24 protein-coding genes and 1 riboswitch are annotated in these 25,790 nt (G+C 37.7%); of the genes, 9 read left to right on the top strand and 15 right to left on the bottom strand.

What is annotated here, in order from left to right:
- Positions 1-26 precede the first annotated feature (26 nt).
- From DFQ08_RS04675 to DFQ08_RS04665, 3 genes are all read left to right on the top strand, one after another.
- Positions 27-2,516, top strand: a complete 2,490-nt coding sequence (locus tag DFQ08_RS04675; protein ID WP_394347172.1) for a zinc-dependent metalloprotease — start codon at positions 27-29, stop codon at positions 2,514-2,516.
- Positions 2,517-2,733: 217 nt separating this feature from the next.
- A complete protein-coding gene (locus tag DFQ08_RS04670; RefSeq protein ID WP_114308611.1) occupies positions 2,734-3,198 on the top strand; it encodes a Spy/CpxP family protein refolding chaperone in 465 nt (154 codons plus the stop codon).
- Positions 3,199-3,308: 110 nt separating this feature from the next.
- A complete protein-coding gene (locus DFQ08_RS04665; RefSeq protein ID WP_114308610.1) occupies positions 3,309-3,665 on the top strand; it encodes a hypothetical protein in 357 nt (118 codons plus the stop codon).
- 51 nt (positions 3,666-3,716) lie between these two features.
- Here the strand turns inward: DFQ08_RS04665 and hemL are convergent, their stop codons facing one another.
- From hemL to DFQ08_RS04645, 4 genes are all read right to left on the bottom strand, one after another.
- Complete coding sequence (gene hemL, locus DFQ08_RS04660; protein WP_114308609.1) at positions 3,717-5,003, bottom strand: glutamate-1-semialdehyde 2,1-aminomutase; 1,287 nt, start codon at positions 5,001-5,003, stop codon at positions 3,717-3,719.
- 3 nt (positions 5,004-5,006) lie between these two features.
- Positions 5,007-5,840, bottom strand: coding sequence for a glucosaminidase domain-containing protein (locus tag DFQ08_RS04655; protein ID WP_114308608.1), 834 nt, complete (start codon positions 5,838-5,840; stop codon positions 5,007-5,009).
- Between the two features lie 3 nt (positions 5,841-5,843).
- The gene (locus DFQ08_RS04650; protein ID WP_114308607.1) at positions 5,844-6,749 is read right to left on the bottom strand and encodes a 1-aminocyclopropane-1-carboxylate deaminase/D-cysteine desulfhydrase; all 906 of its coding nucleotides are present in this window, start codon (positions 6,747-6,749) and stop codon (positions 5,844-5,846) included.
- 101 nt (positions 6,750-6,850) lie between these two features.
- The gene (locus DFQ08_RS04645; protein WP_114308606.1) at positions 6,851-7,174 is read right to left on the bottom strand and encodes a hypothetical protein; all 324 of its coding nucleotides are present in this window, start codon (positions 7,172-7,174) and stop codon (positions 6,851-6,853) included.
- Positions 7,175-7,288: 114 nt separating this feature from the next.
- Between DFQ08_RS04645 and DFQ08_RS04640 the strand changes: the two genes are divergently transcribed.
- The 5 genes from DFQ08_RS04640 to DFQ08_RS04620 all read left to right on the top strand — a co-directional run bounded on the left by DFQ08_RS04640 (position 7,289) and on the right by DFQ08_RS04620 (position 12,377).
- Positions 7,289-7,474 carry a DUF5522 domain-containing protein gene (locus tag DFQ08_RS04640; RefSeq protein WP_114308605.1) on the top strand — a complete coding sequence of 62 codons (186 nt, stop codon included), beginning with the start codon at positions 7,289-7,291 and terminating at the stop codon, positions 7,472-7,474.
- Positions 7,474-9,468 carry a urocanate hydratase gene (locus DFQ08_RS04635; protein WP_114308604.1) on the top strand — a complete coding sequence of 665 codons (1,995 nt, stop codon included), beginning with the start codon at positions 7,474-7,476 and terminating at the stop codon, positions 9,466-9,468. The genes DFQ08_RS04640 and DFQ08_RS04635 overlap by 1 nt, the downstream gene beginning before the upstream one ends.
- A 23-nt stretch (positions 9,469-9,491) precedes the next feature.
- Positions 9,492-10,043 (top strand): DUF4136 domain-containing protein, encoded by a 552-nt coding sequence (locus DFQ08_RS04630; protein WP_114308603.1) that lies wholly within the window; start codon positions 9,492-9,494, stop codon positions 10,041-10,043.
- Positions 10,044-10,165: 122 nt separating this feature from the next.
- Positions 10,166-12,064, top strand: a complete 1,899-nt coding sequence (locus tag DFQ08_RS04625) for a SulP family inorganic anion transporter (RefSeq protein WP_114308602.1) — start codon at positions 10,166-10,168, stop codon at positions 12,062-12,064.
- A 121-nt stretch (positions 12,065-12,185) separates the two neighbouring features.
- Positions 12,186-12,377 carry a cold-shock protein gene (locus DFQ08_RS04620; protein WP_114308601.1) on the top strand — a complete coding sequence of 64 codons (192 nt, stop codon included), beginning with the start codon at positions 12,186-12,188 and terminating at the stop codon, positions 12,375-12,377.
- A 94-nt stretch (positions 12,378-12,471) separates the two neighbouring features.
- On the opposite strand, the gene moeB is transcribed toward DFQ08_RS04620, so the two are convergent.
- From moeB to DFQ08_RS04565, 11 genes are all read right to left on the bottom strand, one after another.
- Positions 12,472-13,527, bottom strand: a complete 1,056-nt coding sequence (gene moeB / locus DFQ08_RS04615; protein WP_114308680.1) for a HesA/MoeB/ThiF family protein — start codon at positions 13,525-13,527, stop codon at positions 12,472-12,474.
- A 5-nt stretch (positions 13,528-13,532) separates the two neighbouring features.
- Positions 13,533-14,648 carry a 2-iminoacetate synthase ThiH gene (thiH, locus tag DFQ08_RS04610; RefSeq protein ID WP_114308600.1) on the bottom strand — a complete coding sequence of 372 codons (1,116 nt, stop codon included), beginning with the start codon at positions 14,646-14,648 and terminating at the stop codon, positions 13,533-13,535.
- Positions 14,649-14,652: 4 nt separating this feature from the next.
- The gene (locus DFQ08_RS04605) at positions 14,653-15,423 is read right to left on the bottom strand and encodes a thiazole synthase (RefSeq protein ID WP_114308599.1); all 771 of its coding nucleotides are present in this window, start codon (positions 15,421-15,423) and stop codon (positions 14,653-14,655) included.
- A gap of 134 nt (positions 15,424-15,557) precedes the next feature.
- On the bottom strand, positions 15,558-16,163 hold the full coding sequence (gene thiE / locus DFQ08_RS04600) for a thiamine phosphate synthase (protein ID WP_114308598.1): 606 nt from the start codon (positions 16,161-16,163) through the stop codon (positions 15,558-15,560).
- Positions 16,156-16,920, bottom strand: coding sequence for a hydroxymethylpyrimidine/phosphomethylpyrimidine kinase (locus DFQ08_RS04595; protein WP_114308597.1), 765 nt, complete (start codon positions 16,918-16,920; stop codon positions 16,156-16,158). Before DFQ08_RS04595 ends, thiE begins: the two co-directional genes overlap by 8 nt.
- Positions 16,921-16,959: 39 nt before the next feature.
- A complete protein-coding gene (locus DFQ08_RS04590; protein ID WP_114308596.1) occupies positions 16,960-17,562 on the bottom strand; it encodes a thiamine phosphate synthase in 603 nt (200 codons plus the stop codon).
- A gap of 93 nt (positions 17,563-17,655) precedes the next feature.
- Positions 17,656-19,515 carry a phosphomethylpyrimidine synthase ThiC gene (gene thiC / locus DFQ08_RS04585; RefSeq protein WP_114308595.1) on the bottom strand — a complete coding sequence of 620 codons (1,860 nt, stop codon included), beginning with the start codon at positions 19,513-19,515 and terminating at the stop codon, positions 17,656-17,658.
- Between the two features lie 30 nt (positions 19,516-19,545).
- Positions 19,546-19,749: a sulfur carrier protein ThiS gene (thiS, locus tag DFQ08_RS04580; protein WP_114308594.1), complete on the bottom strand. Its 204-nt coding sequence runs from the start codon at positions 19,747-19,749 to the stop codon at positions 19,546-19,548.
- Positions 19,750-19,795: 46 nt separating this feature from the next.
- Positions 19,796-19,890, bottom strand: a riboswitch (TPP riboswitch).
- 208 nt (positions 19,891-20,098) lie between these two features.
- Positions 20,099-22,156: an alpha-ketoacid dehydrogenase subunit alpha/beta gene (locus DFQ08_RS04575; protein ID WP_114308593.1), complete on the bottom strand. Its 2,058-nt coding sequence runs from the start codon at positions 22,154-22,156 to the stop codon at positions 20,099-20,101.
- A gap of 303 nt (positions 22,157-22,459) precedes the next feature.
- Positions 22,460-23,527: a branched-chain amino acid aminotransferase gene (locus tag DFQ08_RS04570; protein WP_114308592.1), complete on the bottom strand. Its 1,068-nt coding sequence runs from the start codon at positions 23,525-23,527 to the stop codon at positions 22,460-22,462.
- A 209-nt stretch (positions 23,528-23,736) separates the two neighbouring features.
- Complete coding sequence (locus DFQ08_RS04565) at positions 23,737-25,041, bottom strand: dihydrolipoamide acetyltransferase family protein (RefSeq protein ID WP_114308591.1); 1,305 nt, start codon at positions 25,039-25,041, stop codon at positions 23,737-23,739.
- Positions 25,042-25,213: 172 nt separating this feature from the next.
- On the opposite strand from DFQ08_RS04565, the gene DFQ08_RS04560 reads away from it, so the two are divergent.
- Entirely contained in the window at positions 25,214-25,690 is a 477-nt protein-coding gene (locus tag DFQ08_RS04560; protein WP_114308590.1) for an Lrp/AsnC family transcriptional regulator, read from the top strand.
- The last annotated feature ends 100 nt before the right edge of the window (positions 25,691-25,790 follow it).

The raw sequence follows: 25,790 nt of genomic DNA, 5'->3' as shown, positions 1-25,790 counted from the left end.
TTCAACCGAATTTAAAAAAATTGACTATCTTGAAACACCTAAACTTAAGGCTACTCCTTGTAGTTACTACTTTTTTAGCATTTTCGTGTTCTACGGCTAAAAAAGCTGGCAAATCTAAAAAAGATGCCACCGCAACCACCCAACACTCAGGTAAAAAACCTGGAAAAAACGACCCTCAACCTTATGCTAAAGTCATCACTAAAGATGCTAAAAGCGACCAAGGTTTATTTACAGTACATACTGTAGACGACAAATTCTTCTACGAGATCCCAGACTCACTTTTCGATAGAGAAATGCTTATGGTGACTCGTATTTCTAAAACTGCATCAGGACTTGGTTTTGGTGGAGGAAAACTAAGTGAGCAAGTCTTACGATGGGAAAAGAAAAACAAAAAAGTGCTTTTACGTATGGTATCTCACCAAGTTGTAGCAGCCGATTCTTTACCTGTACATGAAGCTGTTGAAAACTCTAATTTTGAACCTGTTATTGCAACCTTCCCAATTAAAGCTTTTAGTACAGATTCTTTAAATACTGTTATTGATGTAACAGACTTATTTGCAAAGGATGTAAAGCCACTAGGGTTTCCACAACGTGCCAGAAAACAATATAAAATTTCACGTTTAGATGCTCAGCTTTCATTTATTGAATCTATTAAATCTTACCCAACTAATATTGAATCTAGAACGGTAAAAACGTATTCTGCAGGATCACCACCATCAAATTCTAACACCGGTGCTATCTCAGTAGAAATTAATAATTCAATGATTCTTTTACCGGCTAACCCAATGAAGCGCCGTTATTTTGACGAACGTGTAGGTTGGTTTACAAGTAGCCAAACTGATTACGGATTAGAAGACCAGAAGAGTAAATCTGTTGCGTTCTTAGACCGTTGGAGACTAGAAGTTAAAGATGAAGATATTGAAAAATTTAAGCGCGGAGAACTTGTTGTTCCTAAGAAACAAATTGTTTACTACATTGATAGAGCCACTCCAGAAAAATGGAGAAAGTACCTGAAGCAAGGTATTGAAGATTGGCAAGTTGCCTTTGAAGCTGCTGGTTTTAAAGAGGCTATTATCGCTAAAGACCCACCTTCTATAGAAGAAGATCCAGAATGGAGCCCTGAAGATGCACGTTACTCTGTAGTACGTTATTTAGCTTCACCTATTCCAAATGCCAATGGGCCTCACGTTAGTGACCCAAGAACTGGTGAAATCTTAGAAAGTGATATCAACTGGTACCATAATGTTATGTCTTTACTACGCGGATGGTTCTTTGTACAAACAGCGGCTATAAACCCTGATGCACAGAGTCCACAGTTTAAAGATGAAGTTATGGGACGTCTTATTCGTTTTGTATCTGCCCATGAGGTAGGTCATACATTAGGTTTACCACACAACATGGGAAGTAGTGTTGCTTATCCTGTTGAAAAATTACGTGATGCTGAATTCACTAAAAAATACGGAACAGCACCATCTATTATGGATTATGCTCGTTTTAACTACGTGGCACAACCTGGTGATGAAGGTGTTGCTTTAATGCCAGAAATAGGAACCTATGACAAGTATGCTATTTCTTGGGGTTACCGACCAATTTTAGACAAAACATCAGAAGAAGAAAAGCCTGTTCTAAACGAATGGATCACTAAGCATGAAGGTGACCCAATGTACCGTTTTGGACACCAACAAGCTGGTGATGTAGTAGACCCTAGCTCACAAACAGAAGATTTAGGTGATGATGCTATGTTAGCTAGTGAATACGGAATTAAAAACTTAAAACGTATTGTACCTAATCTTATTGAATGGACTACTGAAGCTGGTGAAGATTATGACGATTTAGATGAAATGTACGGACACGTTGTTTCTCAGTTTAACCGTTATATGGGACATGTTTCTAACAATATTGGTGGTGTTTATGAACACTACAAAACCTCAGAGCAAGAAGGTGTAGTTTACACTGCTGTACCTAAAGCACACCAGAAAAAAGCGATGGCTTTTATTCAGAAGCAATTGTTCGAAACACCAGAATGGTTAATAGACAAAAACATTTTTGACCGTATAGAGTTTACAGGTTCTGTTGAACGTGTAAGAGCGATGCAAGCAAGAACCTTAGACAACATTTTAAGTCTAGGAAAAATGCAACGTTTAATTGAAGCTTATACTTACGATAATAAAGCTTACGCTTTAACCGATATGATGAGTGATCTTCGTCAAGGGGTGTGGAGTGAATTACGAACTGGTAAAAAAATAGATACTTACAGACGTAATTTACAACGTGCTTATATTGACCGTTTAGAATATTTAATGACTGCGGAATCTCCAAGACAAAGTAGAAGATCTAGTGCTTATGTAAAAGTAACACCAGTAAACACAAGTCAATCTGATATTAGAGCCGTTGTTAGAGCAGAGTTAACGACTTTAAAGAATCAATTACGTTCAGCTCGTGGTGGAGATACAATGAGTAAAATCCATATCGCAGATGCTATAGAACGTATCAACCTCATTTTAGACCCTAAATAGATTTAATACCTTATTTACTTTATATAAAGACTTCAAGTTCGCTTGGAGTCTTTTTTATTTACGTCTTTTTGTACGTGCCACAAACCTCATAAAAACGCCCCTACTAGCCGGTTCTAATTTATTACAGACTGTTAAATTCATTGTTAAAATACAGTAACGCATTAAACGTTTTAACATTTATAACATCTAAACAGATATAACAATAAAATAAAACAACATGAAAAAATTAGTAATTATTGCCCTAGTATTGGTTACTGCTACCGGGTTTGCACAGAGAAAAGACCGTAAGAACAACGATAAAGGAACACGTTCAGAAATGAGAGAAACAATGTCTGCTAAAGATATTGCGGACCTTAAATCTAAAAAACTCACCTTAAAGCTAGATTTAACCGAGGCCCAACAATCCAAAGTACAAAAGGTTATTTTTAAGCAAGCTGAAGCTAATGAGAAGTTAAGAGCTGCTCATAAAGCGGCAAGAGCAGAAGGAAAACAAAAACCTACAGCTGAAGAGAGAGTTGCTCGTGAAAATCACAGACTCGATCAGATGATTGCCATGAAGCGTGAAATGAAATCTATCTTAACCGAAGAACAATATGCTAAATTCGAAAAAATGAAACCACAACGTGATCAAAAAAGAAGAAAGCATGACGGCGATCGCAAGGATCGAGGAGATAGAAAATAAGGTATAGCCCATTAAGCTAAAAGAAAAAAGTATCGTCAATGGCGATACTTTTTCATTTTATTGAATTAAATTGTTACTTTAGTCTTCTAATTTCAAATAATTAATCCATAATGAGAAAAATAATTACGCTTTGCCTATTTGCTTTTGCACTTTTATTAGGAACACAATCTGCTGTGGCACAAAACAGTAAATTAAAAAAAAACACGGAATTAAATTCTATAATCAATGCTAAAGCTGTTCAGAAAACAGAAAGTTTAGCAAAAATGATTGAGCTTGAAAAAGAGCAGTTAGATGATGTTTACGATGTTGTAAGAACTTACACTTACGATTCTTACATGATTCATCAAACTAAAAACGAAGATAATAGAGAAGCGATTGCTGCTGTTGAAGCACAGTTTGACTCTGGTATGGAAGAGGTATTAACACCAACACAATACAAACGTTATAAAAATTTAGTGAACCACTAATTGTCGTTTCACTCATAAAAAAAAGTCTCGCCAATGGCGAGACTTTTTTTGTTACAAGGTTTTAGCAATATCCTCTACGGCCGCTATGGTTTCATTTAAATCCTCATACGATAAGGCATCGGTTATAAACCAAGTTTCAAAGGCACTCGGTGCAATATAAATACCACGATCAAGCATTCCATGAAAGAAAGCTTTAAACGTCTCATTATTGCCTTCTGCTGCGGAGTCAAAATCCGTGACTGCCGTTTCAGCAAAATGAACCGAGATCATTGAACCTATACGGTTAATGGTATAGGTAACATTATTTTTATCTAAGGCCTGAGCCATCCCTTCATGAAGGTATTTGGTTTTTGCTTCTAGCCTTGTCATTAAATCAGCATCCGCATGAATCGATTTTAGCATTGCCAATCCGGCTGCTATAGCCAATGGGTTACCACTTAATGTTCCGGCTTGATAAACCGGACCCAAAGGCGCCAAATGATTCATAATTTCATTCCTAGCAGCAAAAGCTCCTACTGGTAGGCCACCACCAACAACTTTACCAAAACAAACGATATCGGCATCTACTTGCATTAATTCTTGCACCCCACCTTTAGCCAATCTAAAACCGGTCATGACCTCATCAAAAATTAATAAAATATTATGAGCATCGCAAAGGGCTCTTAACCCTTCTAAAAAGCCATCTACAGGTGGAATACAACCCATATTACCCGCAACAGGTTCTATAATAATGGCTGCAATTTCATCTTTATTTCCTTCTACAAGCGTCTTTACATTATCCAGATCATTATATCTTGCCAATAACGTATCTTTAGCTGTGCCTTCAGTCACACCAGGACTATTAGGCGTCCCAAAGGTTACCGCACCACTTCCGGCAGCAATTAAGAACGAATCGCTATGCCCATGGTAACAACCTGAAAATTTTATAATTTTATCTCTTTTCGTATAGCCACGCGCCAATCTAATAGCACTCATACAAGCCTCTGTACCCGAATTTACAAAGCGAATTTTATCAATATTAGGAACCATAGAAACGGCTAACTCAGCAATTTCAGTTTCTATCGCTGTAGGCATTCCAAAAGAAGTTCCTTGTTTTGTTTTTTCTACAACAGCATCGACAACAGGTGGAAAAGCATGCCCTAATAACATAGGTCCCCAAGAGTTTATATAATCTATAAAACGGTTACCATCTTCATCGTAAACATAAGCCCCTTTTGCAGACTTCGCAAAAATCGGAGTTCCACCAACAGCATTAAACGCTCGAACCGGAGAATTCACACCTCCAGGAATAACTTCTTGAGCCGCTTTAAATAAAGCACTACTTCTTTGATATAACATAAATTAATTAGGAATAATAAGTTTCTGACCTATGGTTAGGTCATTTGATTTTAAATTGTTTTTGGATTTTAAAGCCTCAACTGTTGTCTTATATAAACGCGAAAGCGAATATAAGGTATCGCCTTTGGCAACAATATGACTCGACGTTTTATCCTTTTTAGACCCTTCAATAAGGGTTGTTGATTTCCGACTTGAAGTTCTCTTAGTTCCACTCAACACTTCTTGGTCATATTGATATAACTTATAGCGTTCAATTAAACTGATTAACTTTTCTGGGTATTTTCTATCGGTAGCATATCCCGCCGCTCTTAGGCCTTTAGCCCAACCTTTATAATCGTCTTGATCTAATTGAAAGAGTTTAGCATAACGACTGCGCCCGGTAAGAAATAAAGAATGATCCTCATAAGACATTTCGGCTTTATCATATTTTCTAAAACACTCTTGGGAGCGATCATCATCATGGTAAATTTTTGCCCCTTTCCATCCGTGACATTTAATTCCGAAATGGTTATTTGCTTTTACAGCCAAGCGCCCACTACCCGATCCCGACTCTAAAATTCCTTGAGCAAGTGTAATACTTGCCGGTATCTTATGACTGTGCATTTTAGACTTAGCGATCTCAGCATAAAGACTAATATACTTCTCTACACTACTTGGTGGTTTTGATGTGGTAACAACGGTTTCTTTTGGCGCTGTAGGTTCCACAGTATTATTCGTTTCTTTAGCAACGGTTCGCTGAGACGAGCTACTTTGTTTCTTTTTGGTTACAATTCCTTTCTTAGGACCACAACTCATGGCTAAAACAGCCATCACTAAGATTACAGACTTCAATTTCATATTTTATACTTCAATTAAGGGGCGATTTTTACGTTTCAACATGTTATTAACACCAGCTATTCCTTGTAAACCTCCGGTATGAATAGCCAATATTTTAGAATCCTCAGGGAAATATCCGCGATCTATTAAATCGAAAATACCGAAGAGCATTTTACCTGTATAAATAGGATCTAAAGGCAACTGATGGGCCTTCTTAAAGTTATTAATAAACGTTACCAATTCAGGCTTTATTTTACCATAACCTCCAAAATGATAATCCTTGATCAGGGTCCAATTTTTTTGCGTTGCAAACTTACGAATATCTTCTTGCAAAAAATCACCTTTTAAAGCCGGAAAACCCAATATTTTCTGATGCTTTTGAGAAGCATTTATCAGTCCTGCTATCGTACCACCAGTACCAACCGCACTACAGATATAATCAAATTGTGCATCTTCGGGCGTTAAAATTTCTTCGCATCCTTTTACGGCCAAGCTATTGGTTCCACCCTCAGGAAGTATATACACGCCTTTAAATTCTTGTTCTAATTCCTGTAAAAACTCAGGATTCATTTTATTTTTATAGACCTCACGCGTCACATACTTTAATTGCATCCCACAAGATTGTGCAAATTCTAAAGTAGCATTTAACTTACGCTTGGTCGCTAATTCCTCTCCACGGATAATCCCTATGGTTTTTACGCCGTAGGTTTTACCAGCATAGGCAACGGCCGCAATATGATTAGAGAAGGCGCCACCAAAAGTGAGCATCGCTGTTGCGCCTGTAGCTTTAAGGGCCTCTAAATTGTATTTTAATTTTCGAAATTTATTTCCGGATATAAAAGGGTGAATTAAATCTTCACGTTTAATAACAAGTTCTATAGACGAGTGCTTAAGCTTTAAAGCTTGATTTTGAATGGGAAAGTGAAACAAACTATTAGTATTTTACGGCACTTGAATCTTCAATGCTGTAACCTTGTAACACCATCTGAACCCAATACAACCTCAGGATTAAAACTCAATTATTTTTCGCCTTAAAAATAAGATTTAAATTTGAAAACAGGTCTAGATTTTAGATACTCAAAATCTTTTTCATGGGCATAAGCCTCACGCTCAAAGCTTAAATTCTTGTAAGCACGCTCCCCATTTTTGTAACGGATTAATCGTATTAAAAATTCCAACGAATAGATTAAATAAAAAGGCAATACCAATAATTCCAATTGTTGCCTAAGATGAATCCGTTCATGATTAAGAAGAACCTTATTTTGTTTTAAGCTCCTATCTTTTAAAACAATAAATGGAAATAGTGTAATCCCCACATACCCTCGTGGCACCAAAAATTTTGAAATTACAATCATACACTTCAGACTTCAAAAATTAAACCATTCTCTAAAAAACAAGCTAAAGCCCTGTAAATACCTGTCTAAGACGCCCTCCATTTTTTCTTATAATTAGCGTATCTTTGTTTACCTATGAAAAAATATGTTCCTATTGAAGACGGCGACTATTATTTAACCCCTGAAGGCTACCGTTGCTTTACAGAACAATACCACTTAAAACGCGGGTATTGCTGTGAAAGCGGTTGTAGACATTGTCCGTACGGGTTTAATCCATCGACGACACTCAAGGCCAATAAAAATACCATAAAAAAGAAGTAATGCAAAGCACCAAATTATCTTTTAAAGACCAAATATTAGAAGGCATTCCTAACATCTTACCAGCGCCAAAACCTTATGACGCTGCTATGAACCACGCGCCTAAGCGCAAGGCTATTTTATCTGCTGAAGAGAAAAAATTAGCTCTTAAAAATGCCTTACGTTATTTTGCCAAGAAAGATCATAAAACCTTATTACCAGAATTTAAAGCAGAATTAGAGACCTATGGTCGTATTTACATGTACCGATTAAGACCGGATTACAAGATGTATGCGAGACCTATTTCTGAATATCCTGCACAATCCTCTCAAGCGGCAGCCATTATGCTTATGATTCAGAATAATCTGGATTATGCCGTTGCACAACACCCGCATGAATTGATTACCTATGGTGGTAACGGTGCGGTGTTTTCAAATTGGGCGCAATACCGCTTAACGATGAAGTATTTAGCGGAAATGAATGACGAACAAACCTTGGTGATGTATTCTGGTCATCCCATGGGACTGTTTCCATCGCATAAAGATGCGCCTAGAGTTGTGGTCACTAACGGGATGATGATTCCTAACTATTCGCAACCCGATGATTGGGAAAAGTTCAATGCCTTAGGCGTTACACAATACGGCCAAATGACGGCAGGAAGTTATATGTATATTGGACCGCAAGGTATTGTACATGGAACAACCATTACTGTACTAAATGGTTTCAGAAAAATTAAAAAACCCACCAAAGGCCATCTTTTTGTTACCTCTGGTTTAGGTGGTATGTCCGGTGCACAACCCAAATCCGGAAACATTGCCGGCTGTATTACGGTTTGTGCTGAAGTGAATCCTAAAATCACACAAGTACGACTCGATCAAGGTTGGATAGACGAAAAAATTACAGATTTAGATGCGCTTGTCGCCCGAGTAAAAACAGCGAAAGCTCAAAAAGAAACCATTTCTATTGCTTACTTAGGTAATGTTGTAGAAGTTTGGGAAAAATTTGATGAGGCAGAGATTCATATCGACTTAGGAAGTGATCAAACCTCTTTACACAATCCATGGGCCGGTGGCTATTATCCGGTTGGTCTTTCTTTTGAAGCGGCCAATGAAATGATGGCGCAAGACCCTGATCAATTCAAAGAAGCCGTACAAAACTCTTTGCGCCGCCATACCGATGCCATCAATAAACACACCGCTAAGGGGACCTATTTTTTCGATTATGGAAATGCTTTTCTCTTAGAAGCTTCACGCGCAGGTGCAGATATCATGGCTGAAAATGGTATTGATTTTAAATACCCAAGCTATGTTCAAGATATTATGGGCCCAATGTGTTTTGATTACGGTTTTGGACCCTTCCGTTGGGTATGTGCTTCAGGAAAACCAGAAGATCTAGCCAAAACAGATGCTATTGCTTGTGCCGTTTTAGAAGAGATTAAGAAAAATTCACCTGAAGAAATTCAGCAACAAATGGCTGATAATATTCAGTGGATTAAAGGCGCTCAGGAAAATAAACTCGTCGTAGGCTCACAAGCTAGAATTCTCTATGCTGATGCCGAGGGACGTATGAAAATTGCACAAGCCTTTAACGATGCAATTGAAAAAGGTGAAATAGGCATGGTTATTTTGGGTCGTGATCACCACGATGTCTCAGGAACCGACTCTCCTTATCGCGAAACCAGTAACATTTATGATGGCTCGCGTTTTACAGCAGATATGGCCATTCAAAATGTGATAGGCGATAGTTTTAGAGGTGCGACTTGGGTGAGTATTCACAACGGTGGTGGTGTAGGCTGGGGCGAGGTCATTAATGGAGGTTTTGGTATGGTTCTTGATGGTACTATGGAAGCATCAAAAAAATTAAAACAAATGCTGTTTTGGGACGTTAATAACGGAATTTCTAGACGAAGTTGGGCTAGAAATGAAGGGGCTGTTTTTGCAATAAAACGCGCCATGGAGATTGAACCAAACTTAAAAGTTACTTTGCCTAATTTCGTTGATGATGGACTCTTAAATTAAGTATAATTAAATTCAAACCCATTATGAAAAAACTACTCAAATTCACTCCAATGTTTCTTTTATTCATAGGATTAGCCTCGTGTAGCTCCGTTAAAGTGGCTGCAGACTACGACCGAGAAGCTAATTTTGATAATTATAAGACCTTTGCTTTTTTTAAACCGGGTATTGATAAGGCCGAAATAAATGATATTGATAAACGCCGCATCTTAAGAGCCATTGAAGCAGAACTCATGGCAAAGGGGTATACCAAATCTCAAAATCCAGATATGCTTGTTAGTATTTTTACCAAATCTAACCAACGTGTAGATATCTACAACAACGCTTGGGGCCGTGGAGCTTGGGGCTGGGGTGGTTATGGCGGTTGGGGCTGGCGTACCGGTTGGAACAACAACCAAGTTTCTACAACTACGGAAGGCATGCTTTTTATAGATCTTATAGACGCCGATAAAAAGGAATTAATCTGGCAAGGCTCTGGAACAGGGTCTCTTGAAACCAGAAATATGGAAAAGAAGGAAGCACGGATTAAAGAGTTTGTCTCAGAAATGATGCTCCTTTTCCCTCCAGACAAACAGTAATGATACACACTATTTTTAAATAAAGCATTGGAACCATCCAATGCTTTTTTTATTTGAAGACATCAGTTATTTTAGATTAAATTCAAAAAGTCTACCTTTGCCGACTTTTAAAAGCAAAAATTATGTTCGGTCAAAACACCCTGAAAACCTTCACCAAAAACCCTAAAAACGATATTCTAGCGGGTATCACGGTATCTTTAGCAATGATTCCTGAGGTGGTTGCCTTCGCCTTTGTGGCGCAAATAAGCCCTATTGTGGCCCTTTTTGGTGCCTTTATCATCGGTATGATTTCTGCACTTTTTGGTGGAAGACCTGGATTAATCTCTGGAGCCGCTGGAGCCGTTGCTGTTATTTTTGTTCATATGATTCAAGAAGGACATGCGAAAGGCTTATTATTTGATTCGCCTGTGGAAAACATGGGTTATTTCTACCTCCTTGCCGCCGTTGTCCTTATGGGAATAATTCAAATATTAGCCGGTGTTTTTAAGCTTGGTAAATTTGTACGCTTAATTCCGCATCCCGTAATGCTAGGTTTTGTTAACGGTTTAGCTATCGTCATCTTTATGGCACAGTTAGGTATGTTTAAAGAAAATACCAAAGACCTCTTTGGTCAGAACATGCGCCAGACCGAGTCTCAAGAATTAATTTATAATGTTAACAACAACAGTGTAAACGATTTAATTTCAGACACACAGTTATTCTCTATTGACGGCCAAACTGTAAAAAATAGTACTACCGGCGAAGCGGTGTTTATCATTTCAGACCATCAAGTCTACGATGTAAACACTAAAAAAGTGGTGTTTAATTATGAAGACAATGGTTTTTATTCTGTAAAAGACAGCGGGGTTGTAAAATCAACGATGCAGGGTAAAAAATTATATATTATGATAGGCTTAGTACTCTTAACGATGCTTATTATTTGGGGTCTACCACGACTTACTAAGAAAATGCCAGCGGCATTAACCGCTATTTTAATTGTGACCTTAATTTCAATTTTTGGTGGTTTAGAATCCATTAATGTTGGTGATTTCATTAGAGATGGTGGAGGTGCTGGTTTAAATGGTTTTGATGAATTATCTAGCAAACTTAACCTAGGAGAACTTTGGAGCCACCTTCCATTCAATTTAGATACCTTAAAATTTATTGCTCCTTATGCTTTTTTAGCGGCTTCTGTAGGACTTATTGAAACCTTAATGACCATGAATCTTGTAGACGAACTTACCGATACAAGAGGTGATGGAAACAGAGAGTGTGTGGCTCAAGGCGCAGGAAACATGGTTAGTGGTATTTTTGGTGGTACTGGTGGTTGTGGAATGATTGGACAAACTGTTATTAACATCAACGCTGGTGGCCGAGGCCGTTTATCTGGTGTTATGATGGCCGTGACACTTCTAACATTTATTTTATTTGCGGATAAATATATTGAACAAGTCCCTATTGCCGCCCTAGTTGGGGTGATGTTTATGATGGTGATTGAAACTTTTGCTTGGTCTAGTTTCCGTATCATGAAAAAAATACCGGTTTCAGATGCTGTAGTGTTAGTCATTGTATCCGTGGTTACTGTAATTTTCGATTTAGCCATTGCTGTTTTCGTTGGGGTTATTATCTCGGCATTAGCCTTCGCTTGGGAAAATGCTAAAAAGATTAGAGCGCGTAAACGTATTCAAAATGATGGCACTAAAACCTATGAAATCTGGGGTCCTTTATTCTTCGGAAGTATTACTGCGTTTAACGAGAAATTTGATATTAAAAATGATCCCGATAATGTAGAGATCGATTTTGTTGAAGCGCGTGTTTCCGACCACTCGGCTATTGAAGCCATCTTTATTATTGTTGAAAAATATCAGGCTGAAGGTAAAACCATTCGATTAAAACACTTGAGTGAAGATTGTAAAATATTACTCTATAAAGCCAATCCTAAATTCAAAGATGTTATTGTTGAAGCTATTGATGATCCGCGTTATCATTTAGCAGCTAACCCAGAAAAATTTACAAAACCCTTATCTGAATATAACGTTTAAGATTAAAACCGCCTTTAAATAGGCTAGAGTGCAGGTTCTGCAAATTTAAAATAAACCTATTAAAATAATTGAATTTCAATTAATTACACTACCTTTGAGCCTTAATTTAATATATTTTAATATGAATACTGGTACAGTAAAATTTTTTAATGACTCTAAAGGTTTTGGATTCATAACAGAAGAAGGAAACAATAAAGAGCATTTTGTACATATTTCTGGTTTAGTCGATGAGATTAGAGAAGGTGATAATGTAGAATTCGATTTAGCTGAAGGAAAAAAGGGTTTAAACGCAGTTAACGTAAAAGTTATCTAAGCATATATCTTACAATCTTTTTAAGAATAAAAGCCTATCTATTTTAGATAGGCTTTTTTTATGCTTTGGCTTAAAGACCATACAGCATTTTCATTTACAACGGCAGGCCATTCTGTAGATTATAAAAGACAGCATCTTTAAGTCGATCTTTTAAATATGAAATGGCAACACCACTTCGCTTTCCGGTTTTACAATACACCACCACGGGCAAAGCTGTATTAATATCTTGATACCGTTGTGGCAAATCGCCTAAAGGAATATGTTGCCCACCTATATGGTGTACTTCTCTTTCAGCATCTTCTCTTACATCTAATACGTTATAGTGTGCTCGGTTTTTTTCTAATTCACCATACGTGATATGCTGTACCGGGACAATTCCGCAGAACCCCTCATAATCTTGCTTTAAATCCGTAATACGTATAGTCGTATCTTTTTCAAAATTTAAAACCTGCTGCTGCATACTTAAGGCATCAAACAGCAACAATTTATTGGTCATTACCGTACCTAGTCCTGTAATCATTTTAAGGACTTCATTAGCCTGTAAACTTCCTATAATCCCTGGTAGCACCCCTAAGACCCCTATCTCTGAACAGTTAGGCGAATCTTCCGGTTTCGGTGGCGTTGGGTATAAACACCTGTAAGTAGCACTTCCTAAATAATTAAAGACACTCACCTGCCCTTCAAACTTAAAAATAGCGCCGTAGACCAAGGGTTTATTGGTTAGCACTGCCGCATCATTGACTAAATAACGTGTAGCAAAATTATCACTTCCGTCTACGATAATATCATATTCACCACATAAGGACAAGGCATTGCCAATACTAAGTTTTTTGGCATAGGTATTAAAGTGTACAAAGGGATTTAATTTCGATAAACGTTTAGCTGCAGTTCCTGCTTTGGAGCATCCAATATCCTCCATGGTATATAGAATTTGACGTTGTAAATTACTTTGATCAACAACATCATGGTCTATAATCCCAATGGTGCCTACACCAGCAGCCGTTAGATATTGTAATACCGGACAGCCTAAACCACCCGCTCCAATAACTAAAACCTTAGCTTGTTTAAGTTTTAATTGCCCGGATTCCCCAATTTCTTTCAGAATAAGATGGCGGTTGTATTGTTTTTGTTCGTCACTACTAAGCGTCATGATCATTATATGTTTTCAAAGTGTTCCCAATCTTTCCAAACAACTTCCAAGCCTTGATTTTTTAACATGTTAACAATGGCTTCCGTACTGCGTTCATCTGAAATTTCAAACTGCTCTAACGACTGAGGTTCTACCGTATAACCTCCAGGGTTTGTTTTAGATTCGGCACTAATGGAAGTCGCCCCCAATTGAACCACATTGTTCCTAAATATTTCATTTTCCCGTGTAGATAAAGACAACTCTACATCCTCATCGAGAAGACGAAAAGCACAAATTAACTGCACCAAATCCTTATCCGTCATTTCCACTTTGGGGTCTAAACCACCTGAATGCGGTCGTAATCTCGGAAAGGAAATAGAGTACTTTGTCTTCCAATAGGTTCTCTGTAAATATTTTAAATGTAAGGCGGTAAAAAAGCTATCGGCACGCCAATCTTCCAAACCAAACAAAGCGCCTAAACCTATTTTATGAATTCCCGCTTTTCCTAACCGATCTGGCGTATCTAAACGATAATTAAAATTAGATTTCTTTCCTTTAGGATGATGTTTTTTATATTCGTCTCTATGATAGGTTTCTTGGTACACTAAAACCGCATACAATCCATGTTCTATTAACAACTCATAATCCTCCTGATCTAAAGGCTGCACTTCTATAGTAATATTAGAAAATTGATCACGAATTAATGCTATTGCATTCTTAATATACTCCACGCCAACCGTTCTATTAGCTTCCCCAGTTACCAACAAAATATGATCATAGCCTTTGGCTTTTAGAAACGCGACTTCTTTTAAAATTTCAGCATCCGTCAACGTGCGCCTAGGTATTTTATTGGTCATACTAAACCCACAATAGGTACATATATTTTGGCACTCATTACTTAAGTACATTGGGGCATACATTTGTATGGTATTACCAAATCGTTTTTTAGTTAACCTACGACTTTTCTGTGCCATTTGCTCTAAAAAGGGCTGAGCAGCCGGAGAAATTAAGGCTTTAAAATCTTCTAAATCTAGCTTTTCTTTTGCCAAGGCACTTTCTACCTCAGCTGTAGTTTTACTAAAGATACTTTCTAGGGTATTATCCCAATTATAGGTATCAAAAAGTGTTTTAAAATGAGCCATAATTTTAGTTTAAGAAACTTGTTAGAGGACTACTAGCCTCTGCTTTATTTTGAATCGGAGCTAGTTTAGCTTCGTAAGCCATACGCCCTGCTTCCACGGCCATTTTAAAAGCTTTTGCCATAGCCACTGGATCTTGAGACACAGCAATTGCGGTGTTGACCAAAACGGCATCGGCTCCTAATTCCATCGCATAAGCCGCATGCGAGGGCGCCCCAATACCCGCATCTACAATCACTGGCACATTAGACTGTTCTATAATAATCTCTAAAAAGTCTTGTGTTTTTAAACCTTTATTACTACCTATAGGCGCGCCTAAAGGCATAACACATTGCGTCCCCACATCTTCTAAACGTTTACATAACACCGGATCTGCATGAATATACGGCATCACAACAAATCCTAATTTCACTAAAGCTTCTGCGGCTTTTAGCGTTTCTATAGGATCGGGTAATAAGTATCTAGGGTCAGGATGAATTTCTAATTTCACCCAATGGGTTCCTAAAGCTTCTCTCGATAATTCTGCCGCAAAAATGGCTTCCTTAGCGGTTCTAACCCCAGAGGTATTGGGTAATAAATTGATATGAGGTTGTTTTAAATGGGTTAAAATATCATCGTCTTTATTTTGAACATCCACCCGTTTTAAAGCCACCGTTACAAGTTCACTTTCAGACGCCAATAAGGCATCCTTCATTAAGCCTGAAGTGCTAAATTTCCCTGTTCCTGTAAACAATCGTGAGGTAAATTCTTTATCTGCTATTTTTAATCTCTTATTCATTTTATTTTTAGTTCTGAATTCCGACACCCTTTTTTGAATTCGGATTCATAATTATGCCCTAATCAGCCCTTACTACTATGGGTATCGTATAAATTTTGAGCTTTACTTGAAATGGGGCTTACTTAATGTATGACTTAGTTTAACAGCGCTTTAAATTTAGAAATGCAGGTCATATCCTTGGTAATGCTCCCCGAAACAGCTACGCCATAAATACCCGTTTTAAGAAGGCCCGACACATCTTCTAAACCAATACCTCCAATAGCAATTATAGGCGTCGTCTCATTTAAATTAGTGAGAAGCTCCTTATACCCTTCAATGCCTAAAATGGGACTTAAATTCTTTTTTGTTTCCGTAAATCGGAATGGCCCAACGCCCATATAATCGACATTCTTTTTCACTAAGGTTCTACAATCCTCTAAAGTATTGGCCGTTCCTCCTATGATAAAATCATTTCCTAAATAAGCTCTTGCAATTAACGGACATGTGTCTGTTTTTCCTAAATGCACACCATCGGCATCCACCGCTTTCGCTATTTTATAATGATCGTTTATAATAAGTTTTACTTTAAATTTCCGCGTCATGTCTTTAGCTATTTTAGCGGTTTCTAAAATGCTTTCCGTTGGCAATTCTTTTAAACGAAGTTGTACCCATTCTGCACCGTGTTCACATGCTTTTTGTATGTGTTCTAAATGATCTTTTGGGGTTTCTCCCTGAGAGATATAATGTAATTTACTAAGCATTATCTGTGTATTTATGTGTTCCTAGCAAGGATTGGTTTGAATTTAAAAACTGTTCGGTATACCATTTTACATTTTTACAAGCCTCCTCTATAGGACGTTCTTGAAGTATATTTGAAACTAATGCTGCCGATAAAACACAACCGCTTCCATGTTTTTGATAGACCGATTCGGCGAAAGGCGGAATATTAAGTTTTACGATTTTACTGTAATAAACCTCATCCCATCCTTGTTTATCGGTTCTATGACCTCCTTTCAAATAGATATTGGTTCGCTCTGAAATAAATTCGATGGTCGCTTCAATAGATTTCTCCGGAAATAAAGCTCGAATCTCCTCGTAATTTGGCGTGATAAAATCACAGTTTTTTAAAACCTCTTCTAAAACTTCTAAATCTTGATCATTATGAAAACTAAAGCCTGCACTCGCTTTCAACACCGGATCTAATATAATTTTGATACTAGGATTGTAGGTTTTTAAGCTCGTAACAACCTCCCTTAAAACAGACCAAGATTCAATGATTCCTATTTTTACCGCAGTAATGCTAAACCGTTGAAACAAGAGTGCTATCTGATTTAAAATAGTTTCTTTTTCAACCCAAATACAATCTTTGAATTCGATATCATTCTGGACCGTAATGGCGGTACAAACGGATAAACCGTACAGACCATGGGCTTCAAAGGTTTTAATATCTGAAGTAATTCCGGCACCACTCGATGGGTCTAAACCTGCTATTGTTAAAATGTATTGTTTTTGATTCAACTGTTTTCGTTTTAAACCTTAATCGGTTACTAATTCCTTTTATGTCTTGGTGTTATTTTGATAGGTTTCTTTTATCTGTTTGAAACGCTCTAAGGGCTGTTTTGAATTCCAAACACCACCTAAAACCGCAATCCCCATATAACCTAATTTTAAAGTTGGAGCTATGGTTTCTGGAACGATACCTCCAAGACCTATGATGGTTTTATTTATAGCCTCAACATCAAAACCCCTTCCCTTATACCCTTCTTTAGAAATGGATGAAAAAACAGGACTTAACAGATGGTAATCAAATTGAAAAGGGCAAGTCTCTAAATCTTCCGGGTCATGAAATGAAGCGCTGATTGTTTTATGCAATAGGTTTAAATTTTTTAAATAAGCATCGAGATGATCTCCATGATTTTTTCTTGTTTGTTCTTTAAAATGAATGCCTTTTAAATTAAAATCGTTAATAAGTTCATGACATTGATGCACCACAATTCTATTGTGGTAAGCACTATCAATATCATTTAAATACGACAACAATTGGTTGTCGTTTTTACCCGGTTTTCGTAAATGATAGCAGGCTAATCCTTCTTGAAACAATTGATGTAACATTTCAATCTCATTGGGAATGTCATTTTCTGGAGCAATAAGAATTATCATAATTTCTATTATTAAAAGCACCAATAACAACGTCGTGCTACCAAGGAAAGTCACCCACGCTTTTTCTATAAGCGCGGGAACGTCCTAATCATTTTACAAATAGACTTCAGATCCTTTTTCTTTAAACTCTTTAGATTTCTCCTCCATTCCTTTTGCAATAACCTCGTTATCCACAATATTGTTAACAGCCGCAAAATCACGTACCTCTTGAGAGATTTTCATGGAACAGAATTTTGGACCACACATAGAACAGAAATGCGCAATTTTAGCTCCTGCTGCCGGTAGAGTTTCATCATGATACTCACGTGCACGTTCGGGATCTAAACCTAAGTTGAACTGATCTTCCCAACGGAATTCAAAACGCGCCATACTCAAGGCGTTGTCTCTATGTTGCGCTCCGGGATGACCTTTAGCCAAATCGGCCGCATGCGCTGCCAATTTATAAGTCACCACACCTACACGAACATCCTCTTTATTAGGCAAACCTAAATGCTCTTTTGGAGTCACGTAGCACAACATAGCGCAACCGTACCAACCAATCATGGCAGCACCAATTCCCGATGTAATATGATCGTAACCCGGAGCAATATCTGTGGTTAAAGGCCCTAAAGTGTAAAAAGGCGCCTCATCACAAACTTCAATTTGTTTTTCCATGTTTTCTTTTATCATATGCATTGGCACGTGACCTGGACCTTCTATAAAACACTGTACCTCGTGTTTACGCGCAATCTGCGTTAATTCTCCTAAGGTTTCTAATTCTGCAAATTGGGCTTCGTCATTAGCATCGGCCACAGAACCTGGACGTAAACCATCTCCTAAAGAAAATGCCACATCATAAGATTTTAAGATTTCGCAAATATCTTCAAAATGGGTATATAAGAAACTTTCTTTATGATGTGCCAAACACCATTTCGCCATAATGGAACCCCCACGAGATACAATCCCGGTAACACGATTCGCGGTCATTGGCACATAACGTAACAAAACTCCTGCGTGAATGGTAAAGTAATCCACACCTTGTTCGGCTTGCTCGATTAGGGTATCACGGAAAATTTCCCAAGTTAAATCTTCTGCAACTCCGTTTACTTTTTCTAAAGCTTGGTAAATAGGTACGGTTCCTACTGGGACAGGTGAGTTACGGATAATCCACTCGCGTGTTTCATGAATATTTTCTCCAGTAGATAAATCCATAATATTATCAGCCCCCCAACGGCAGGCCCAAACAGCTTTTTCTACTTCCTCTTCAATAGACGAGGTGACGGCAGAATTACCAATATTCGCGTTTATTTTCACCAAGAAATTACGACCTAAAATCATAGGTTCTGCTTCGGGGTGATTAATATTTGATGGAATTACAGCACGACCTCTTGCGACTTCCTCCCGAACAAATTCTGGTGTTATTTTTGCCGGAATAGCCGCTCCAAAATGTTCCCCTTTATGTTGCTTACGTATTTCGGTCATTTCATCGATACGCTGGTTTTCACGAATAGCGATGTATTCCATTTCTGGTGTGATAATCCCTTGTTTGGCGTAATGCAACTGCGTTACATTCTTACCTTTTTTGGCACGTAATGGTTTTTTTAGAAGCTTAAAACGCATATGATCTAAGCTCGCATCATTTAAACGCTCATTGCAATACTGAGAAGAAAAGGAGTCTAATTCTTCTACATCCCCACGCTCTTTAATCCACGGTTCACGGATGCGCTCTATACCGCTGTGTACATCTATGGTTTTGTTAGGATCTGTGTACGGTCCGGAGGTATCATAAACCGTAACCGGTTCATTTGAGGTTTTCTTTTTGGTCATGGCATCTACCGTATCGCTTAAGCTAATCTCGCGCATGGCCACTTTAATTTGCGGATAAATTTTTCCGCTCACATAGATTTTCTTAGAATTCGGAAACGGCTGTCTTGTAATACCGTTTTGTTTTGGTGCAGTGTCTTTGTTCTTCATTTGATAAGTGGTTTCTTTTTAAAATAAAAATCATCCTCCTTGAGTAGATTTTATAATTAAAATATCATCGTTATTCTGAAGTAATCTTGAAGACCAATCTGTTTTTCTCACTACAGCATTATTTATAGCAATAGCGATTCCGTTTGTTTGAATTTTTAAATTTTCAACAAAGGCTTGTAAGGTGGTGTTTTCTAAAATGTGGTGGACTTCTTGGTTTACTTTTATAGCAATCATATTTATAAAATATTACTGTAAACCAAAATGGTAGTATCTCGATATAAGATCGAACATAACTTTTTCCTACGTTGGTATTAACCAAATCAGGTTCTAAGGATGTTTCTCAAACTAATTTAATAGCTACTCCTAAAGTTTACACTCCAAATATAGAAGATTATTTAGGACTTTAAAATGCTTTTTAGTTAATTTTTAAAATCGTCGGTTTTTGAAAACCCCAATTCTAGGTCCCGCTATGACCGTAACCATTCTAATCATTTAAGGCTCTACAAAAGGGCTTCATCATTGTAGATCACAGTGATGAAGCCCTTTAACATCTCTTAATTAAAAGTCGTTATACTATTGACAATTAATAATTCAGCAAAGTTTCAATTTTAGCTTTAACTTTTTCTGTTGAAGGAATCATGGTTTGTTCTAAAGTAGAATTCAATGGAATGGCTGGCATATTCTCACTACCTATTGTCATCACTGGCGCGTCTAAATACTTAAAGCATTCTTCTTGAATTTTCCCTGATAAGGCCCTAGCAAAACTATTATTAGAAGGTTCTTCTGTCACCACTAAACACTTTCCTGTTTTCTTTACCGATGTCATAATCGTGTCTTCGTCTAAAGGAAATAAGGTACGTAAATCGATGACTTCAATTTGGTCTTTCATGCCTAATTCTTCACAAGCATTCATTGCCCAATGTACGCCCATACCATAAGTCACAATGGTTAAGGTTTCTACATTTTCTTGCTTCCAAATTTCTTGTAACACCCATGCTTTTCCAAAAGGTAAGACATAATCTTCACTTGGCTCTACAGAGGTTGCGCCTTGGGTACCTGGTACTTTAGACCAATACAAACCTTTGTGTTCTAAAATCACCACCGGATTGGGATCGTAATAAGCTGCTTTCATTAAACCTTTTAAATCGGCTCCATTACTTGGGTAAGCAATTTTAATACCTCTAATATTGGTAATCACAGATTCTACAGAAGATGAATGGTAAGGTCCGCCACTTCCATACGCACCAATTGGCACACGTAAAATCATAGACACTGGCCATTTTCCGTTAGACAAATAGCAACTTCTACTCACTTCGGTAAATAGCTGGTTTAAGCCAGGCCAAATATAATCGGCAAATTGCACCTCAACAATAGGCTTTAATCCTACTGCACTCATCCCCACCGTTGAACCAACAATAAACGCTTCTTGTATGGGTGTATTAAAAACGCGGTCGTCACCAAATTTTTGTGCCAAAGTTGCTGCTTCTCTAAAAACGCCTCCTAGACGTCCACCGACATCTTGTCCGTATAATAAGCATTCTTTATGCTTTTTCATCAGTTCTTCTACCGCGAATAAAGCACAATCTACCATGACTACTTTTTCGACACCTTCTGGTGCGCGTGTACCTTGTTCTTCGGTTATGGGTGTTGGTACAAAATCGTTAGTAAATAAATCTTCCGGTTTTGGGTCTTCGGCCTGTAAGGCTTTTTCGAAATCGGATTGTACTTCCGCGTAGGCGGAGGTCTCAATCTCTTTGACCTCACCCTCCAAAAAACCAGCGTCTAATAATTGCTGTTTAATTACAGGATAAGGATCACGAGAACGTGCTTCGTCTAAATCGTCACGATACCATTCCATTCTTACACCTGATGTATGATGGTTTAGTAAAGGCACTTTAGCGTGTACTAAAAATGGTCTGCGTTCTTTACGAATGGTTTCTATTACGTTTTCTAAAGCTTCATAGCTTTCTATAAAATTAGCGCCATCTATAGAAATCGCTTCAAGGCCTTTAAAACCTTGTGCATATTCAAAAGCACTTTGTGCTCTTGTTTCTGCGGCGTTTGCAGAAATATCCCAACCGTTGTCTTGTACCAAATACAAAATTGGCATTTGTTTTAATGCAGCCATTTGCAATGCTTCTGCAATTTCGCCTTCGGTTACGGAAGCGTCGCCTAGAGAACACACGACAAATGGCAAGTCTTTTAGGTTTTCATCATCTAAACCTTGTAATTCTTTGTACTGCATCCCCATCGCCACTCCTGTTGCAGGAATAGCCTGCATACCTGTTGCCGAAGATTGATGTGGAATTTTAGGCTTATCGGCATCCTTTAAACTTGGGTGTGAATAATAGGTGCGTCCACCAGAAAAAGGATCGTCTTTTTTGGCCAATAATTGCAACATTAAATCGTATGGTTCTAAGCCGAACGATAATAACATGGCATCATCTCTATAATACGGAAACGCATAATCTTGAGGTAGTAATTGCATTCCTAAAGCGATTTGAATAGCTTCGTGACCTCTGGATGTGGCATGCACATATTTTGAAACTTGTTTAAAATTAGCTTCGTATAATTCTGCCATCGCTTTTGCTGTGCAGAGTTTTGAAAATCCTTTTCTTAGTGTTTCTTTTTTCATATTCATTTCCCATGACAGTGGGAATCCCTTTAATTATACTTATTCTTCTATTCTGGCCGCCAGTCCTAGCTAGAATGACAACTTCTCGTCAGTTCGAGTGAAATTGCTTTTTCTGCAATTTTGTATCGAGAACTTTTTGATTAGCTTCTCGATACAATTTGCTCATGCTTCACAAATCACTCGAAGTGACGTTATTTACTGCTGGACCGTTACTTCCGCGTTAGCGATTGATGTGGCATCCTTTTTTGCCCTTAAAAGCAAAAAAGATATAACGGAAAGCGCGACCCTTGTGGTAACGCCCAAATTATTTTAAACTAAAACACTTTCTACTTTAGTAACCCAATTAAATTTATCTTCAATCTTTCCAGTTTTAATGGCGTTTAAAGTTTCATTTATCTCTAATCCTACCGGACTCTCATCAGACACATGAATGATAGTTTCACCCACACCGATATCTTGAATATAGGCAATCCCGACTGCTGTACCGGTTCCGAAGGCTTCTTCTAAGGTGTTATTTTCGGCTGCTTCTTGAATCTCATCGAGCGTAATGGCGCGTTCTGTAACCTCGTAACCTTTATCTCTTAAAATGGTAATAACACTCATACGCGTAATCCCGTCTAAAATGGAACCATCGCGCTTTGGGGTTATAAATTTACCGTCAATTTTAAAGAAAATATTCATGGTCCCAACTTCTTGAATGTACTTATGCTCCACAGCATCTAACCATAAAACTTGGTCAAAACCTTTCGCTTTTGCTAATTCTGTTGGACGTATGGCCGCCGCATAATTTCCAGCTGCTTTAGCTTCACCTGTACCACCATTGACGGCACGGATATACTGCTTTTCTGCCCATAATTTAATACGCTTACTAAAAAAAGGTCCTGCTGGTGAGGCCATGATTATAAACTTATAATGGGTGGCGGCACGCATCCCAATAAAAGGCTCATCGGCATACATAAAAGGTCGTAAATAAAGTGCACTTCCGTCTGTTGGGGGAATCCACTGACGCTCTAAATCGACCAACTGTTTTAAACCCTCGACAAATAAATCTTCCGGAAAATGGGGCATTCCCATACGGTCTGCACTAGTATTTAATCGTGCCGCATTCTTATCGGCTCTGAACAACATTGGATTTCCTTCTTCATCTACGGTAGCCTTCATCCCTTCAAAAATAGCTTGTCCGTAATGCAAGGCCATAGCTGCTGGATGTGTTGGTATTGGTCCCATAGGCACAATCCTTGGGTTTACCCATTCGCCATTATCATAATCGCAAATAAACATGTGATCGGTGAATGTGGTTCCTAACGGTATATTACTGAAGTCTAAGTTTTTAACTTGTGATTCGGTTACTTTTGTGATTGAAATGTTGTGTTTCATAATCTATATCATTCTTGCAGAAGCAGGAATCTATTTTATTAATTTGATTTTTTTTGATTCCGTAATACACGCGGAATACCAGTATTATTTAAATTTTATTGATTCGAGTGGAATTGTTTTTTTTACAATTTTATATCGCGAAGTTTATCATGTGCTTCTCGATACAATTCCGATGAAAAAATCGGAATCACTCGAAGTGACGATACATCTTATATTTCTCGGTTTACATCAAACTGTTCGAAATAATCAGCGACGCGTCTTACGAAGCTTCCGCCTAAAAAGCCATCAACAACTCTGTGGTCGAATGATAATGATAAATACATCATACTACGAATAGCGATTTCGTCGCCATTTTCGGTTTCGATAACTTCTGGTCGTTTCTTTATGATTCCTAAAGCTAAAATGGCCACTTCGGGTTGGTTGATGATTGGCGTTCCCATTACACTACCAAAGGTGCCTACGTTTGAAATGGTGAAGGTGCTTCCTTTAATATCGTCTCCCGCTAATTTATTTTCTCTTGCTTTTCCTGCTAATTCATTGACGTTACTAGCAATCGTTTTTAAATCTTTAGTATCTGCATTTTTTACCACAGGAACAATTAAGTTTCCACTTGGTAATGCCGTTGCCATTCCAATATTGATGTCTTCTTTTACAATAATATTATTCCCATCTACCGAGGCATTGATGTTAGGAAAATCTTTTACAGCTTTAGCAACAGCCTCTACAAATAACGGCGTAAAGGTTAAGCGTTCGCCATACTTTTCTTGAAAGGCCACTTTGTTGGCATTACGCCAATTGACCATATTGGTTAAATCTGCTTCTACATAAGCGGTCACATGAGGTGAGGTGTGTTTAGAATACACCATATGATCGGCAATCATTTGACGCATGCGATCCATTTCAATGACTTTGCCTTTGCCCTTATCGAATTGTAATTGTGGAATGCGATAGGCTGTTGGGTCTTTTTCGGCAACTGGTTGTGCGAATTTGTACGGTCTACCGTCTTCTATATAGTTGAATACATCGCTTTTGCGTAGTCTACCTTCGTGACCTGTGGCAGGAATTCGGGCTAATTCTTCAAAACTTATGTGGTGTTCTTTTGCTATTTTAATGATTAATGGTGAAAAGAAAGTGTTGGTGTTTGAAGTTGAAAAAGACGTTGAAGTTTGCGGAACTGGTTTTGGTCTTTTTTTATTGGCTTTGTTCTCAACTGCGCCCGAACTGACAGCTTTAGTCTCTGCTTTCGAGTTCATATTCGAATTCGATTTCTTTTCCTCTGATATTTCAAGAATTGCCAAAACTTCTCCAACAGGCACCACATCTTTAGCTTGGAATAAAGTTTTTACTAATGTACCAGAGGCTGGTGCAGGGACTTCGTTATCGACTTTATCTGTAGCGACTTCTAGAATAATATCGCCTTCTTCAAAGGTTTCCCCTTCAGCAATTAACCAATTGATGAGGGTACCTTCGGTTATACTTTCGCCCATTTTAGGCATTTTTAATTCAAAAGTCATTAGGCTATATAAATTTATAATTCAAGAATTAAAGATAATACATACCCTTATTAACAATTGTTAAAATCTATATTTATCACTTTAAAAAGGATTATATTCTTTAAAATAATATAACTACAGAAAATATAACTTTTAATTCTTAAATTTACCCTGTAAACCAAATAATTTCCTCATGCCGCATACGCTCGATAAAATAGACACGCAACTCTTAGATATCCTTCAAAAAGACAGCAATAGAACGACGAAAAGTATTGCTGAAGAACTCGGTATGAGTACTTCACCAATATTTGAACGCATTAAAAAATTGGAAAAAGAAGGTTATATTGAAAAATATGTGGCGGTTTTAAACCCTAAGAAAATTGGATTAAAATTGACCGTTTTTATCGGGATTACCTTACAAGGGCATACCCGAAGTTACTTGGAAAAATTTGTAAAAGAAATCAATGGTTTTCCAGAGGTTGTAGAGTGTCACAGGGTGAGTGGTAATTTTGATTATCTCCTAAAATTGGTGGTTGAAGATATTGAAGCTTATGAGACTTTTATTATTTCGAAACTAACCTTACTTCCTTATTTGGGCAATGTACAAAGTTTGATTGCGATGTCTACCAGTAAGGCAACTAATGCTATTGATTTGAGTCAGGTGTTGTAGTCTTGGAAGCTTTCAAAACCTAACAGTCTTTATTTTTGAATATTAAATTACCGCTTCTCGATACAATTCCGATAAAAAATCGGAATCACTCGAAGTGACG

It is taken from the genome of Winogradskyella arenosi (assembly GCF_003337305.1).
GTDB lineage: Bacteria > Bacteroidota > Bacteroidia > Flavobacteriales > Flavobacteriaceae > Winogradskyella > Winogradskyella arenosi.
Note: the sequence above shows the minus strand (reverse complement) of the source record. Positions and strands in the feature narration are given on the sequence as shown.